A 14,001-nucleotide genomic window follows, 5' to 3' on the forward strand; every position below is an offset into this window, starting at 1 on the left:
CGGGCGGCGGCGCGTCCGCCGCCACCTTCGGGCGCGTTTCAGCTTTTCGGGTCGCGCCGATTCGTCGCGGGGCGGGGCTCTGTCGCGGCGGATCCGCCTGCCTATCATCGCCGTATCTTCTGACATCCGACCGACCGGTGTGGGCACCGCCCGTTTGAGGAAGCATCCGTCCGATGATCGATCTCGTCCTGACCGTCTGCCTTCTCGCCGACCCGGCGAACTGCAAGCAGGAACGCCTGACCTATCAGGCCCGCGCGACCAGCGCCCAATGCATGATGCTGTCGGCTCCCTACGTCGCCCAATGGGCGGGCGAGCATCCGAAATGGAAGGTGACGCGCTGGCGCTGCGAGTGGCCGGACCAGCGCAAGCAGCCGGTCTGACCGGCGCTGCATCGCGCCTGCCGGGTGTCTGCTGCCGACCCGCCGACCAGCTGCGTCGCCCGCCGGGCCGGTGCTGCCGCCGCGCTTTCCTCGGCGGCGCCGCGCTCCATAATCCTTCCCGGCACCGGATGCGATCGGGAGGGTGACGATGGCTCAGCAGCCCCCAATCTGCGACTTCGGCTGGGCGGCGCGCGACGCCGAACTGCCGGGCGTCGACGGCAAGTCCCACCGGCTGCTCGATTGCCGCGGCGACAACGGGCTCCTCGTCGCCTTCATCTGCAATCACTGCCCCTATGTGAAGGCGGTGATCGACCGGCTGGTGCGCGATGCGCGCGACCTTGCGGCGATCGGCATCGGCACGGTGGCGATCTGCTCCAACGACGCGGTGGCCTATCCGGCCGACTCGTTTGAGAACATGGCCGCCTTCGCGGCGGCGCACGGCTTTGCCTTTCCCTATCTCCACGATAAGGACCAGCGCGTCGCCAAGGACTACGGCGCCGTCTGCACGCCGGATTTCTTCGGCTTCGACAAGGATCTGACGCTTCAGTATCGCGGCCGCATCGACGCCTCGCGCGGCCGGGAGGCGCCCGCAGGCACGCGGCGCGACCTCTACGAGGCGATGCGCCAGATCGCCGAGACCGGCGAGGGGCCGCGCGAGCAGATCCCGTCGATCGGCTGTTCGATCAAATGGAAGGATGCCGCCTGATGGCGACGGATGGCTGGCCGAAGGCGGTGCTCTTCGATCTCGACGGGACGCTGGTCGATTCCGCCCCCGATCTACATGCCGCGCTCAATCAGACGCTGGAAAGCTACGGCGAACCGCCCTTCACCCTCGAAGCGGTGACCGGGATGATCGGCGCCGGCGTGCCGAAGCTGATCGAGCGGGCCTATGCCGGGCTCGGCAAGAGCCTCGATGCGGCGACGCGCGACAGGATCGTCGACCGCTTCCTGAAGATCTACGAGCCGCGGAGCACCGAGCTGACGACGCTCTATTCCGGCGCCAGCGAGGTGACGCGGCAACTGAAGGAAGAGGGCAGGGCGCTCGGCGTCGTGACCAACAAGCCGGGCCATGCCACCGAGGCGATCCTGCGGCATTTCGGCCTCTACGACCTGATGGACGTCGTCGTCGGTGGCGATGCCGGTCCTGCGAAGAAGCCCGAGCCGGGGCTCTTGCTCCTGGCCTGCGAGAGGCTCTCCCTGCCGCCCTCCGACGTGCTCTTCGTCGGCGATAGCGAGAACGACGTCGGCGCCGCCAAGGCCGGTGCGATCGCCGTCGTCGTCGTCGCCGGCGGCTACACCCGGATCGCGGCCGAAGACCTCGGCGCCGATGCGGTGGCGACAGGGCTCGCCGACCTGCCGCAGTTGTTCGCAAGTCTGCGCTGAAAGGCGATCGGTCCCGCTCGGCGCAGCGGCGGAGCAGCTCGTCCGCCACTGCGTCCAACGCCGGCGCGGCCCGCCTGTGCGCGGTATTCCCTCCCCGACTGATTTGACTTTTGCTTCAGGCATCTAGGTGAGATTCCGGATGCGGCTTCGAACTTCGTCGATGATCGACGGAGGAGGGAAAGTTTGTTCATGAGTTATCGAACCGCCGAGGACACGATTCTGCTGGTTACGGCCGGATTCTGGCTTCTGATCGTTGCAATCGCCTATCTGACCGGATTGTGAATCAGCCGGCCTTGCTGCAGCGCACGTTCTGTCAAGCGCAGGCTTGACGAAAAAAATTTAGGCTGCCAATTAGATAAAATTCCTGAGTCGCGTGTTCGATGCAACCGGTTGCCGGTGCACGGTATTTCTGTGTCGATGAAGTATCGCGTTGGCTCCTGCCGATGGGCGGGCGGGAAGGAGACTGTCATGCCGAGGATCGACGATGCGGCGGAGATCCGGGCGTTGGCCTATCAGATCTGGGAACAGGAAGGCTGCCCGAGCGGCCGTGAGCACGAGCACTGGGCGCAGGCCAACCGGATCTACGGGGAGCTCCATCCGGCAAAGGCCGAGCCGGCCGAGGAGCGGCAGGTCGACGCCTTCGCCATGAATGCCGGCGGCTCGGAGATCGACCGCCTGCGCACGGCGCTGTGGACGCCCGAGCCTTTCAGCCGGGATCTCTATCCGAACGAGATATCCGAGCAGCGCCCGGTCTGGCGCCGCAAGCCGGCGCTTGCCGACGGTTTCGGCAAGGTGATGAGCGACGGCGAACAGGTGCGGCTGCGTGTCGGCCAGCGTTTCTGACCGGGCAGGGCCGCCCCGAGGGGGAGCATCTCTCACGTACGAGCGGTGCCCGCTCGCCCGTCAGCAAACCTGCCTCGCGCGGCGAACCGGAAGGCTTCAGCCGCGCTTTTCCTTGTCCTTAAGCATCGACCAGGTGTTCTGCTGTGCGAGCATCTGCCTGAGATAGGCGGCGTTGGCTTCGGCCTGCTGCGGCGGCAGGTCGGCGACGGCGATCTGCTGGGCTTCGTCGAACCGCCCCTGCAGCCCGACGACCAGCGCGAGATTTTGGCGCACGCGGCTGTCGACGCCGGGGATCTTCGCCGCCTGGCGCAGATACTGTTCCGCCGAGGCGAGATCGTTGGTGAGGACGTAGGACATGCCGAGATTGGAAAGGATCGTCGGCTCGTTCGGACGAATGTCGAGCGCCTTGCGATAGAGGACGCGGGCCTGATCGGACTGGCCGATCTGGTCGAGGATCGCGCCCTCGGCCGAGAGCAGGCGCCAGTCGGGGCGGTCGGGCGTCTGGGCGCGGCGCACGGTCTCCAGCGCCTTCGGCAGGTTGCCCGCCGCCGCAAGCGCCTTGCCATAGGCGGCGAGGACGTCGCGGTCGTTGGGATTGGCGATCGCCACCTGCTGCATGACGGCGAGCGACTGGTCGTTGCGGCCCGCCATCTGCAGGATCGCCGCATAGGACATGCCGGTGCCCTTGTCCTTCGGGTTTTTCTGATAGGCCTCGCCGTAGGACTGGAGCGCGCCGTCGATCTGGCCCGCCGGCAGCGACGAAATCGTCGCGCCGCCGTCCGCGCGGCTGACCGAGCCCGTCGTCTCGCCGGAAACCGAGGCGCAGCCCTGGGCCGCCAGCAGCGCAGCCGCCGCGAGACCGAGGGCGAGCCGCTTGAGGCGGAAGGACGGGGCAAGGTGGCGGACGGTCATCGGTGAACTCCATGGCGGGGCGGACGGCCACGGCCCGGCTGCGTGGCTGCTTTCCCGAAGGAATAGTTTGTTAACCCTAACCGAAGGTTAATTCGCTGTCGGAACCGGCTCCCCGACGGGGCTTTCCCGCAGCCGCGACGTCGGCCGCAGGGCGCGAAGGCGATCGCGCCTCTTGATTATGCGACCCGAGGTGCCGACAAGTCCGGTCGGGTGGCGACCGCCGCGGCCGTCACGCGAATCAAGGAGCACCTGCCATGCCGATCACGCTCTCTTCGACGCCCGGCGCCGCCTCGCGCCCGGTCCGCACCGTCTTTTCGGGCGAGGTCGAGACGCTGCCCGACGGCGAGCGGCAGTGGGCACGGACCATGCGCTTCGGCGGCGAGGCCGGCGCGGTCCTCGTCGTGCCGGGGGCGAAGGGCGAAGCGCAATCGGCGGTCCTCGGGCTCGGCCGGCCGGCGAAGGGCGAATGGGCGGCCGGTGCGACGGCGCTCGCCTTCGGCGCGCTGGCGGGCAAGCTGCCCGGCGGGGCCTGGCACGTCGAGACGGACGAGAGGGCGGGCGATCCGACGCTGCGGGCCCTCGCGATGCTTCTCGGAGGCTACCGTTTCTCCCGCTACAAGGGCGGCGACAGCGCTGCCGCCGCGGACGCGCCGGGCGAGGTGTTCGCCGGCGACGGCGCCGACGTCGCCGAGGCCCGCCGCCTCGCCGAGGCCGTGTTCCTCGCCCGCGACCTGATCAACACCCCGACCAACGACCTCGGCCCGGCCGAACTCGAAGCGGCGGCGCGGTCGCTGGCGTCGGAATTCGGCGCCGCCTTCAGCGTCACCACCGGCGACGAGCTTTTGGCGCAGAACTTCCCGATGATCCATGCTGTCGGGCGCGCCAGCGCCTCGGCGCCGCGGCTGATCGATTTTTCCTGGGGCCGCGCCGACGCGCCGAAGGTGACGCTGGTCGGAAAGGGCGTCTGCTTCGACACCGGCGGCCTCGACATCAAGCCGTCTTCGGGCATGCTGCTGATGAAGAAGGACATGGGCGGCGCCGCCAACGTCCTCGGCCTCGCCCGGCTGGTCATGGCGAGTGGCCTTGCCGTGCGGCTGCGGGTCCTGATCCCGGCGGTGGAGAATTCGATCGGCGGCGCGGCCTTCCGGCCGGGCGACGTGCTGACGAGCCGCAAGGGCCGGACGGTCGAGATCGGCAACACCGATGCCGAGGGGCGGCTGGTGCTCGCCGACGCACTCGACCTCGCCGATTCCGAGGAGCCGGAGATCATCGTCGACATGGCGACGCTGACGGGCGCGGCCCGGGTGGCGCTGGGGCCGGAGGTGCCGCCCTTCTACACCGCCGACAAAGGCTTCGCCGCCGCGCTCGGCGACAGCGCGGCGCGAGTGGCCGATCCGGTGTGGCAGTTGCCGCTCTGGCAGCCCTATGCCGAAAATCTCGCCTCCAAGATCGCCGACGTCAACAACGTCACGAGCGACGGCTTCGCCGGCTCGATCACTGCGGCGCTGTTCCTCGAGGGCTTCGTCGAAAAGGCCCGGATTTGGGCGCATTTCGACATCTACGGCTGGCGGCCGAAGGCCGCGCCGATCGGCCCCGTCGGCGGCGAGGCGCAGGCGATCCGGGCGCTCTACGACGTCTTGAAAAAACGCTACGGCGCGCGCTGACCGGCCTGCGCCGGGAGACTGTGACCGCGGCGCCTCCGGACGGCGGTTGCGAGCGGTCGCCGGCGATAAAATATCTCAGGAGACGTTGGAGGAGGCCGATGACCGACAAGCCCGACGCCCGGCTGAACGCCTTTCGCACGGACCTTGCCGACATTCGGCTCGAGGGCCGAGTCGAGGCGGCGCGCTTCGTGGCAGGCAAGCCGCGAGTCGTCGCCGCACCGCTGGCGCCGCTGCGGCGCCGGCCCCGGGAGGATGCCGCCCTCGACACCGAACTCTTGATGGGCGAGCGCGTCGCCGTCTTCGAGGACGGCGACGAGGGCTGGTGCTGGGTGCAGGCCGAGGCCGACGGCTATGTCGGCTACGTCCCGGCCGCGTGCCTCGCCGCCGCCGGCGACGCGGCCCCGCCCACCCGGCGGGTCGCGGTGCCGCGCACGCTGGTCTTTCCCGCTCCCGACATCAAGCGGCCGCCGCTCGGGGCGCTGCCGATGGGCGCGCTCGTCGCCGTGACCGGCGAGGCGGAAGATAAGAACGCCGCCTATGCCGGGCTCGCCACGGGCGGCTACGTCGTCAAGCAGCACCTCGCGCCGCTGCAGCGCTTCGCCGAGGACTTCGTTGCGGTGGCGGAGCGATTCGTCGGCGTTCCCTATCTCTGGGGCGGCAGGAGCGCGCTCGGCATCGACTGTTCCGGCCTCGTCCAGCTGGCTCTTTCGACGAGCGGCGTCGCCGCGCCGCGCGACACCGACATGCAGGAGCGGACGCTCGGCACCCGGCTTGCCGGCATCGAGGGGCTGGAGCGCGGCGATCTGATCTTCTGGAAGGGCCATGTCGGGATCATGGTCGACGGCGGGCGACTGCTGCATGCCAACGCCTTCCACATGATGACCGCCATCGAGCCGCTGCAGGAAACGCTCGACCGCCTCGCGGCGAAGGCCGTCGCCGTCACCAGCGTCCGGCGGCTTCGCCGCGGCTGAGCGGCGGCCCGGAGAACGGGCCGAGAATGACGGCCGGCGTTGGCTCGCGGGCCCCGATCGTCTACATCGGCCGAAAGACGGTCGAGGATCGGCCGTCGATGAGAGGGGAGGAAGCGACATGTCGGACAAGATCGCAGTGGTGACGGGTGGCGGGACGGGCGTCGGCAAGGCGATCACCGCAGCGCTCGTCGCGGACGGCCATCAGGTGGTGATCACCGGCCGGCGCGAGGCCGTCCTGAAGGACGCCGCGGCGGCGATCGACGCAAACGCCGTCCATCCCTTCGCCGCCGACGTCGCCGACCGCGCGGCGGTGGCGCGGCTCTTCGCGCATGTCGAGCAGCGCTTCGGACGGCTCGATCTCCTCGTCAACAATGCCGGCGTCTTCTCGCCCTCGGTGCCGCTCGAGGAACTTCCCGCCGAAGAGTGGAACAAGGCGGTCGGGGCCAATCTCTCCGGCTCGTTCTTCTGCATCCAGGAGGCCTTCCGCATCATGAAGGCGCAGACGCCGCGGGGCGGGCGGATCATCAACAACGGCTCGATATCGGCGACGACGCCGCGGCCGAATTCGGCGCCCTACACGGCGACCAAGCACGCCATCACCGGGCTCACCAAGTCGGCTTCGCTCGACGGCCGCCGCTTCGACATCGCCGTCGGCCAGATCGACATCGGCAATGCGGCGAGCGAGATGACGTCGAAGATGTCCGGCGGCGTCATGCAGGCCGACGGCACGATGAGGCCCGAGCCGACGATCGACGCCGCGCACATCGCCCGGGCGGTCGCCTACATGGCGAGCCTGCCGCTCGACGCCAATGTCCTCACCATGACCGTCATGGCCAACCAGATGCCCTTCGTCGGACGCGGCTGAACGGCCGGCTGCCCCGCCCTCGGCCGAGACGGCCGGGACGGGGGCCGGACCTCGCGTCAGAAGAAATCGGCCTTGCCGGGCTCGGCGAACATGCGGTCGAGATTGAGGAAGCAGATCATGTCGCCCTGATGGGCGAAGATCCCCTCGACATAGCCCTTCTCGTAGCCGGCGGTCATCTCCGGCACCGGCTGGATCATCGACTGGTCGAGGGTGAGGATGTCGGAGACGCGGTCCACCATCAGGCCGAACACCGTGCCGCCGAGCTCGGCGACGACGATGGCGCTGCGCTCGCTCGGCGTCGACCAGCCCTGGCCGAGCTTGCGCGCGGTGTTGATCACCGGAATGACCGCGCCGCGCAGGTTCATCATGCCCATGATCTCCGGCGAGGCATGGGGCAGGGGCGTCGACTTCGCCCAGCCCCGGATCTCGCGGATCGAGGTGGTGCGAACGCAGAATTGCTGGTCCCCGAGATAGAAGGCGATGATCTCGATCGGATCGTCGTTCGTCTGGGTGTGGCCCGCCGTGAGCTCGGCTGTCGTCATCGGATCCGTCCGTAGGATGATTGAACGTCTGCCGCGACTTCAGGCTCCGGGCGACGCGAAGGCGTCGGCGACGTCGCGGATGAGGTTGCGGGCAGGAGAGGTCTTAGCGCCGATGGCTGTTGCTTGGCTGGAGGCGACCGCGACCGGGCCCCGCCGGCGCGTCGCGCCGTCGTTCGCCGCGAAGGGCCGCGCCGGCGCCCGTTCCGCATCGGAGAGTCGGAAGCGCCCGAGAAGCTCGGACAGGCGCCGGGTCTCGACCGACAGATGGTGGCAGGCCGCAGTCGCTTCCTCCGCCATTGAGGCATTCTGCTGCGTGCCGAGGTCGATCGACCCGACGGCCTTGCTGATTTCCGCGAGGCCCTCCGCCTGCTGTCTGGCGGCGGCGACGATCGCCTGCACCTTTTCGTCGATGGTCTCGACCTCGCCGACGATCGCGGCGAGGGCATCGCCGGTCTCGCCGACCAACTCGACCCCGTCCGCGACCTGCGCGCTCGAGGCGTTGATCAGGGTCTTGATCTCCTTGGCCGCCATGGCCGAACGCTGAGCCAGTTCGCGCACCTCCTGGGCGACGACGGCGAACCCCTTGCCCGCCGCGCCGGCCCGTGCCGCCTCGACGCCGGCATTGAGGGCGAGGAGGTTGGTCTGGAAGGCGATCTCGTCGATGACGCCGATGATCGAGGTGATCTTCTGCGACGACTGCTCGATGGCGCTCATCGAAGCGACCGCCTTCGCGACGATCTGGCCGGAACGCTCCGCTTCGGCCTTGGCCCGCGCGACCACGTTCCCCGCCTGCTCGGCATTGGTGGCGGAGATCTTCACGTTGCCGCTCATTTCGGTGATCGCCGCCGCGGTCTCTTCGACCGACGCCGCCTGCCTTTCGGTGCGCTCGGCGAGATGATCGGAGCAGGTGCCGAGTTCCGCGACCGCCGCGTCGATCGTCGCGGCGGCTTCGCCGACCTCGACGAGTGCGCCCTCGAGCGTCGCGAGCGACTGGTTGAAGTCGACGCGCACCGGCTCGAGCGCGGCGTCGAACCGCGTCTCGATCCTCTGGCCGAGATCGCCTTCGGCCAGCCGGCCCAGCCCCTTGCCGATCGCCCCGACCGATTCGACCCGATCGGTCACGTCGGTGGCGAACTTGACGATCTTCAACACCTTGCCGTCGGCGTCGTGGACGGGGTTGTAGGAGGCCTGCATGTGGACGAGGCGGCCGCCCTTGGCGATCCGCCGGAACTCCCCGGCGACGAACTCGCCGCGGCCGAGCTTCTGCCAGAAGGCGCGGTATTCCTCGCTCGCCGCGAGCGCCGGCTCGACCAGTTCGCGGTGATGGCGGCCGACCACCTCAGAGCGTTCGAAGCCGAGGAGCGTCAGGGCGTTCGGATTGGCGTCGAGGACCATGCCCTCGGGCGAGAATTCCAGCACCGCCTGGAAGCGCGAGATCGCCGCGAGCTTGCCTTCCATCTCGGCGATCTGGCGCCTGAGGCCCGCATCCTCGCGGGCGAGAGCGGTGATCTTGACGAGCTTGCCGCGGCGGTTGCGCACCGGATAGAACGCCGCCTCCAGCCGGGCATGGCCGCCGCCCTTGCGGCGCAGCCGCAACGTGCCGTTCCGGGCGTTGCCCGCGGCTAGCTCCGCCCAGAAAACGTCGTCCCGACCGGCTTCCTCGCGGAGCGTCGCCTGGTTCAGCGAGCGCAGCTCTGCCGGGGAATAATCGTATCGTTCGAAGAACGTCCCGTTTGTCCGAAGTATCGTTCCGTCGAGGTCGAAGTCGATCACCACCGCCGTTTTTTCGATCGCTGCCAGAAGGTCGTTCGCATCCGCAACCTGGGCCCGCGACAGATTGAACATGACTGTTGCCTTGCTTCCATGAGACGAGGAGACCGCGGGAATTGCAGCCTATGTGCGACCGTCAATCTGGCTGACGGTATCCGCCGCATACGGCCAATACTTGCGACCTGCAGAAGCGATTTCGCACCCCGCACGTTAAGAATCGGTGCATATCGAAAGTTGTCTTCAAGATGAATTTCACCGCCGGCGGAAAGCGTTCCGTTTCGCTTCGACGCACGGCCGTCGCGGCAGCGGCGGCCTCTGCCCGTCTGTTTCTCCGGGGGGCAGCGGGCGAGAGCGCGAAAGACCGTCGCTTTTGCCGGGCCGCGGGTGCATAAGGGCGCGGTGAAGCCTTCGAACCCAGCCTTGCAAGACACGCCGCCATGCCCGCCACCGCCGTTGCGCTGAATTTGCCGGAGCCGTCCGGCGAACGGGACGCCCGTGTCGTGATCAGGCCCGCCGTTGCTGACGATCTCGAAAGCCTCGTCGCGCTGGAGGAGGCCTGCTTCGTCTTTGACCGTATCACCCGGCGCTCGTTCCGCAGCCTCATCGGCTCGGCGAGCGCGCTGATCCTCGTCGCCGAGGATGCCGCCAGCCGGGCAATGCTCGGCTATGCGGCGCTGCTTTTCCGGCGCGGGACGGCGCTGGCGCGGCTCTATTCCATCGCCGTCGCCGCTCCCGCCGGCCGGCGGGGAATCGGGCGGGCGCTGCTCAAGACCGCCGAGACGGCGGCCTTCGACCGCGACCGCATCCTGCTGCGGCTGGAAGTGCGCGAGGACAACGAGCGGGCGATCCGGCTCTACCGCGCCGAGGGCTTTCGGCCGATCGGCCGCTATCTCGACTATTACGCCGACCACATGCCGGCGCTGCGCTTCGAGAAGACGCTGCGCGGCGACAAGCCCTACGACACCGGGGTTCCCTATTACGAACAGACCACCGACTTCACCTGCGGTTCGTGCTGCCTGATGATGGCGATGGCCCGCGACGTCGCCGGCTTCGAGCTCGACCCGGTGATGGAGATCCGGCTGTGGCGGGAGGCGACGACGATCTTCATGATGTCGGGGCCCGGCGGCTGCGACCCGCACGGCCTGGCGGTGACCGCCCACGAATTCGGCCTGAACGCCGAGGTCCACGTGTCGCAGAGCGGCGACCTGTTCCTCGAAGGCGTGCGCAACGCCGAGAAGCAGAAGGTGATGGCGCTCGCCCAGGAGGATTTCCGCCGGCGCGTCGCGGGCTACGGCATCCGGGTCGTCGTCGAGCCGTTCAGCCTCGACACGCTGCGCGCCCATCTCGGCCGGGGCGGCACCGCCATCGTTCTCGTCTCGGGCTACCACATGTTCGCCAAGAAGGTGCCGCACTGGGTGCTGGCCCATGGCGACGACGGGCGGCACGTCATCGTCCACGATCCATGGGTCGCCGACGAGCGCGGCGAGTCGATCGCCGATGCGGCCTATCTGCCGCTGCCCTATGCGACCTTCGACAGGATGGCCCGGTTCGGCAAGGCGGGTCTTCGGGCGGCGGTCTTCCTCTCACCCCGACGGAGCTGACACTTCTCCATGTCCCAATGGGTCGTCCTCGTCGGCCGCCTGGCCGATCTCGACAACAGCGCAACGCCCCACAAGGTGATGTCGAGCCGGGATTACATCGCCCGACCGGGCCTGTTCCGCGGACAGCGCCCGAAGATCATCAACCTGTCCCGATCCTACGCCTATCAGAGCCGCAGCTACTACGCCTCGCTGCTCGCCGAGGCGCGCGGTCACCGCATCATCCCCTCGGTCGAGACGATGATCGACCTGTCGGAGAAGAAGCTCTACGAGAACGCCCTGCCGGAGCTCGACGCCGCGCTGCGCAAGGCCTGCGAGAAGGGCGAGGCGCCGGTCTCGCCGATCCGCGTCTATTTCGGCTATGCCGGCGACCATAGGCTGGAGCGCTTCGGCAAGCTGGTGTTCGACTGGTTCCGGGCGCCGGCCCTCGACATCCATCTCGAGCCGGGCGCCGCCCAGCCGACGATCCGCCGGATCACCTTCTCGACCCTCGGCAAGCTCGACGAGGCGGAGCTGGCGCGGCTCTACGCGGCGATGGAGCGCTACACCGCCCGGGAGTGGCGCGCCGCCAAGACCAAGACGCCGGCGAAATACGCTTTCGCGACGCTCTACGATCCGCGCGAGGAACTGCCGCCCTCGTCGGTCGACACGCTGAAGCACTGGGCGCGCGTCGCCGCGCGGCTCGGCGTCGACGTCGAGCCGATCACCCGCAAGGACCTGCCGCGGCTCGCCAATTTCGACGCGCTGTTCATCCGAGAGACGACGTCGATCAACAACCACACCTACCGCTTCGCCCGCCGCGCGATGCAGGAAGGAATGCCGGTCATCGACGATCCGATCTCGATGATCCGCTGCACCAACAAGGTCTATCTGAACGAGCTGATGGCCGGCAACGGCGTCATCTGTCCGCCGAGCGTGATGATCGCCGGTCCCGAGGACTTCAAGCGGGCGGCCGACGAACTCGGCTTTCCGATGGTTTTGAAGATTCCCGACGGCTCGTTCTCGCGCGGGGTGAAGAAGGTCGAGGACCGGGCCGCGCTGCAGCGGCTCGCCACCTCCTGGCTGGATGATTCCGACCTTTTGATCGCGCAGAAGTTCATGCCGACCAAATTCGACTGGCGGATCGGCGTGCTCGGCGGCGAGGCGCTGTTCGCCGTGCAGTATCTGATGGCGGACAACCACTGGCAGATCATCAACCACGAGACCGGCGGGCGGCCGATGGAAGGCGGCTTCAAGGCCTTCTCCCTCGGCGAGGCACCCCCGCACGTCCTCGATGCGGGGCTGAGGGCCGCGCGCTGCATCGGCGACGGCCTCTACGGCGTCGACCTGAAGGAGACCGACGACGGTGTCTTCGTCATCGAGGTCAACGACAATCCCAATCTCGAGCACGGCGTCGAGGACCAGATCGAGAAGGACGAGGTCTGGGCGCGGCTGACCCGCTGGTTCATCGAGCGGATCGAGCGATAGCCCGGCGCGCGGCGGCGCGCCGGGGCGGGGCGGGGCGGCCGCGGGCGGCGTCAGACATACTGTCCGCCCGTCGCCGTCGATCCGGCGGCGTCGCCCGGGATGAAGTTCGCTCCGCCGCTGCCGGTCGACAGGGTGGAGTTGAGCCCGATGCTGTAGCGCTTTCCCGTCGCGGTCGATCCGGTGAAGGTCGCGGCCTGCAGCCAGGCCAGCGAAAGCAGGGTCAGGAAGAAGGCGCCGGCGCTGGACCATGCGGTGCCGGCGGCTAGGTCGAGCGTCGCGCCATAGAGCGTCAGGAAGCCGTAATTGTAGAGGCTGGCGATCGTCGTGACGCCGCTGCCGAATTTCAGGGTCGCACCCTGGCCGATGGCAAGGGCGTTGTTGACGTAGATCGCGACGCCGGTTCCCTGGAAGTCGATCCTGTCGAAGCTGAGCTGCCCGCGGGTGTCGGCCCGGATGCCGTTGACGAAGGTGAGCCGGAAACCCCTGACGGACCAGATCGCGCCGTTCGAGCAGTTGAAGCTGCGCGTCGAAACGTTGGCCGGGGTCGTCACGTCGCCGACGATCTGCATCGTCCCGAGCTTTGCCTTGTCGAGCCGGACGGCCTCGTCGTAGGAGCCCGCCGCGACGCTGATCGTCACCGTATGGATGCCGGCGTCGAGGCCGTTGGCGACGTCGACCGCATGCTGGATGGTCCGGAAGGCGCCGCTCGCCGTGTCCGCGAGGCCGTCATTGGCGTCGTCGCCGTCGGTGCGGACCCAATAGGTCCGGTCGGCAGCGAGCTGCTCGCGAACGCCGCCCTTCGGAAAGCTCACGATGCCGGTGGCGCGGCCGACGACCATGGCGTCGTGGAAAGTGGCGCCGTCGGGCGAGACCTTGATGCGGAAATCCTCGTCGCCGTAGAGCCCCATCAGGGCGCGCGTCGACCAGCCGCTCTGGAAGTTGAAGCCGGCGTCGTTGCCGCTCGCCTCCTTGTTGAAGGTCCCGAGCACGCTGCCGTTGCCGTCGCCCGACACGTCGTCATGGCTGACGAGAAGCGCCGAGGTCTTGACGGCAAGGCGGTTGAAGCCGTCGGCCGCCGTGTTCACCCCGAGCCGCGAGAGGACGCCGGCGGCAAAATCCGCCGCGCCCGGGCCGGCGGCGGACCAGCCCTCGTCGCCGTAGACGAGAAGCGTCTTTTCGGCGACGCACCAGGCCCGCCATCCGGTCTCGGGTTCGAGGAAAAGCCAGGCGCCGTCCTGCCAGACCGCGATGCTGCCTTCGCGGCCGCTCCACGCGCCGCTCGGTTCCGCTGCGACGACGTGGCGGGCCGCGGCCCCGGGCTCGGCCGGCGGCTCGGCGCGGTCGCGGTCCAGAACCGCGAGATGCACCAACGCGTCGAGCCGCGCCAGCGCCTCGTTGTGGGTGACGTGCTTCTGCGCCTGATCGGCGAGGATGTAGGGCAGAGCGAGGCGGTCGGTGGTGTCGGACATCGGCGGTTTCCTCAGGGCGGTGTCGCCCAAAGGATCACCGACGTTTCGGGACCCGGAGATATCTTTTTGCCCGGCGCGGGATCGGGTGGCGTCGATAACGATTTCAAGACAATGCCTTGCGGCATTTTCCTTATAAA

Annotated in this window: 13 protein-coding genes; 9 read left to right on the forward strand and 4 right to left on the reverse strand. The window is 68.5% G+C overall.

Annotated elements, in window-relative coordinates; all coding sequences use genetic code 11:
• Nucleotides 1-173: 173 nt before the first annotated feature.
• The 4 genes from J1C47_RS03305 (at nt 174) to J1C47_RS03320 (ending at nt 2,606) form a co-directional block, all read left to right on the forward strand.
• On the forward strand, nt 174-380 hold the full coding sequence (locus J1C47_RS03305) for a hypothetical protein (RefSeq protein WP_210382227.1): 207 nt from the start codon (nt 174-176) through the stop codon (nt 378-380).
• A gap of 148 nt (nt 381-528) precedes the next feature.
• Nucleotides 529-1,086 (forward strand): thioredoxin family protein, encoded by a 558-nt coding sequence (locus tag J1C47_RS03310; protein ID WP_207349297.1) that lies wholly within the window; start codon nt 529-531, stop codon nt 1,084-1,086.
• Nucleotides 1,086-1,763, forward strand: coding sequence for a phosphoglycolate phosphatase (gph, locus tag J1C47_RS03315; RefSeq protein ID WP_207349298.1), 678 nt, complete (start codon nt 1,086-1,088; stop codon nt 1,761-1,763). Before J1C47_RS03310 ends, gph begins: the two co-directional genes overlap by 1 nt.
• A 468-nt stretch (nt 1,764-2,231) precedes the next feature.
• On the forward strand, nt 2,232-2,606 hold the full coding sequence (locus tag J1C47_RS03320) for a DUF2934 domain-containing protein (RefSeq protein ID WP_207349299.1): 375 nt from the start codon (nt 2,232-2,234) through the stop codon (nt 2,604-2,606).
• Nucleotides 2,607-2,702: 96 nt separating this feature from the next.
• Here the strand turns inward: J1C47_RS03320 and J1C47_RS03325 are convergent, their stop codons facing one another.
• A complete protein-coding gene (locus J1C47_RS03325) occupies nt 2,703-3,518 on the reverse strand; it encodes a tetratricopeptide repeat protein (RefSeq protein ID WP_207349300.1) in 816 nt (271 codons plus the stop codon).
• Nucleotides 3,519-3,772: 254 nt separating this feature from the next.
• Here J1C47_RS03325 and J1C47_RS03330 point away from each other — a divergent pair, with 254 nt between their 5' ends.
• The 3 genes from J1C47_RS03330 (at nt 3,773) to J1C47_RS03340 (ending at nt 7,018) form a co-directional block, all read left to right on the forward strand.
• On the forward strand, nt 3,773-5,182 hold the full coding sequence (locus J1C47_RS03330) for a leucyl aminopeptidase family protein (RefSeq protein ID WP_207349301.1): 1,410 nt from the start codon (nt 3,773-3,775) through the stop codon (nt 5,180-5,182).
• A 98-nt stretch (nt 5,183-5,280) separates the two neighbouring features.
• On the forward strand, nt 5,281-6,153 hold the full coding sequence (locus J1C47_RS03335) for a C40 family peptidase (protein WP_207349302.1): 873 nt from the start codon (nt 5,281-5,283) through the stop codon (nt 6,151-6,153).
• 118 nt (nt 6,154-6,271) lie between these two features.
• On the forward strand, nt 6,272-7,018 hold the full coding sequence (locus J1C47_RS03340; RefSeq protein WP_207349303.1) for an SDR family oxidoreductase: 747 nt from the start codon (nt 6,272-6,274) through the stop codon (nt 7,016-7,018).
• 56 nt (nt 7,019-7,074) lie between these two features.
• Here J1C47_RS03340 and J1C47_RS03345 read toward each other — a convergent pair whose 3' ends face one another.
• The gene (locus J1C47_RS03345) at nt 7,075-7,560 is read right to left on the reverse strand and encodes a chemotaxis protein CheW (protein ID WP_207349304.1); all 486 of its coding nucleotides are present in this window, start codon (nt 7,558-7,560) and stop codon (nt 7,075-7,077) included.
• A gap of 39 nt (nt 7,561-7,599) precedes the next feature.
• Nucleotides 7,600-9,405 carry a methyl-accepting chemotaxis protein gene (locus tag J1C47_RS03350; RefSeq protein WP_207349305.1) on the reverse strand — a complete coding sequence of 602 codons (1,806 nt, stop codon included), beginning with the start codon at nt 9,403-9,405 and terminating at the stop codon, nt 7,600-7,602.
• A gap of 425 nt (nt 9,406-9,830) precedes the next feature.
• Between J1C47_RS03350 and J1C47_RS03355 the strand changes: the two genes are divergently transcribed.
• Together J1C47_RS03355 and J1C47_RS03360 are read left to right on the forward strand one after the other, a co-directional pair.
• Nucleotides 9,831-10,931, forward strand: coding sequence for a GNAT family N-acetyltransferase/peptidase C39 family protein (locus tag J1C47_RS03355; protein ID WP_342591923.1), 1,101 nt, complete (start codon nt 9,831-9,833; stop codon nt 10,929-10,931).
• Between the two features lie 9 nt (nt 10,932-10,940).
• The gene (locus J1C47_RS03360) at nt 10,941-12,395 is read left to right on the forward strand and encodes a RimK family protein (RefSeq protein ID WP_207349307.1); all 1,455 of its coding nucleotides are present in this window, start codon (nt 10,941-10,943) and stop codon (nt 12,393-12,395) included.
• A gap of 50 nt (nt 12,396-12,445) precedes the next feature.
• On the opposite strand, the gene J1C47_RS03365 is transcribed toward J1C47_RS03360, so the two are convergent.
• On the reverse strand, nt 12,446-13,864 hold the full coding sequence (locus J1C47_RS03365) for a DUF2793 domain-containing protein (protein ID WP_207349308.1): 1,419 nt from the start codon (nt 13,862-13,864) through the stop codon (nt 12,446-12,448).
• Nucleotides 13,865-14,001: the final 137 nt, after the last annotated feature.

It is taken from the genome of Jiella sonneratiae, from assembly GCF_017353515.1.
GTDB lineage: Bacteria > Pseudomonadota > Alphaproteobacteria > Rhizobiales > Rhizobiaceae > Jiella > Jiella sonneratiae.

Excerpts from the sequence above, each read along its gene's own strand:
- J1C47_RS03305 (WP_210382227.1), top strand. The coding sequence starts at position 174 with ATGATCGATCTCGTCCTGACCGTCTGCCTTCTCGCCGACCCGGCGAAC.
- J1C47_RS03310 (WP_207349297.1), top strand. The coding sequence starts at position 529 with ATGGCTCAGCAGCCCCCAATCTGCGACTTCGGCTGGGCGGCGCGCGAC.
- gph (WP_207349298.1), top strand. The coding sequence starts at position 1,086 with ATGGCGACGGATGGCTGGCCGAAGGCGGTGCTCTTCGATCTCGACGGG.
- J1C47_RS03320 (WP_207349299.1), top strand. The coding sequence starts at position 2,232 with ATGCCGAGGATCGACGATGCGGCGGAGATCCGGGCGTTGGCCTATCAG.
- J1C47_RS03325 (WP_207349300.1), bottom strand. The coding sequence starts at position 3,518 with ATGACCGTCCGCCACCTTGCCCCGTCCTTCCGCCTCAAGCGGCTCGCC.
- J1C47_RS03330 (WP_207349301.1), top strand. The coding sequence starts at position 3,773 with ATGCCGATCACGCTCTCTTCGACGCCCGGCGCCGCCTCGCGCCCGGTC.
- J1C47_RS03335 (WP_207349302.1), top strand. The coding sequence starts at position 5,281 with ATGACCGACAAGCCCGACGCCCGGCTGAACGCCTTTCGCACGGACCTT.
- J1C47_RS03340 (WP_207349303.1), top strand. The coding sequence starts at position 6,272 with ATGTCGGACAAGATCGCAGTGGTGACGGGTGGCGGGACGGGCGTCGGC.
- J1C47_RS03345 (WP_207349304.1), bottom strand. The coding sequence starts at position 7,560 with ATGACGACAGCCGAGCTCACGGCGGGCCACACCCAGACGAACGACGAT.
- J1C47_RS03350 (WP_207349305.1), bottom strand. The coding sequence starts at position 9,405 with ATGTTCAATCTGTCGCGGGCCCAGGTTGCGGATGCGAACGACCTTCTG.
- J1C47_RS03360 (WP_207349307.1), top strand. The coding sequence starts at position 10,941 with ATGTCCCAATGGGTCGTCCTCGTCGGCCGCCTGGCCGATCTCGACAAC.
- J1C47_RS03365 (WP_207349308.1), bottom strand. The coding sequence starts at position 13,864 with ATGTCCGACACCACCGACCGCCTCGCTCTGCCCTACATCCTCGCCGAT.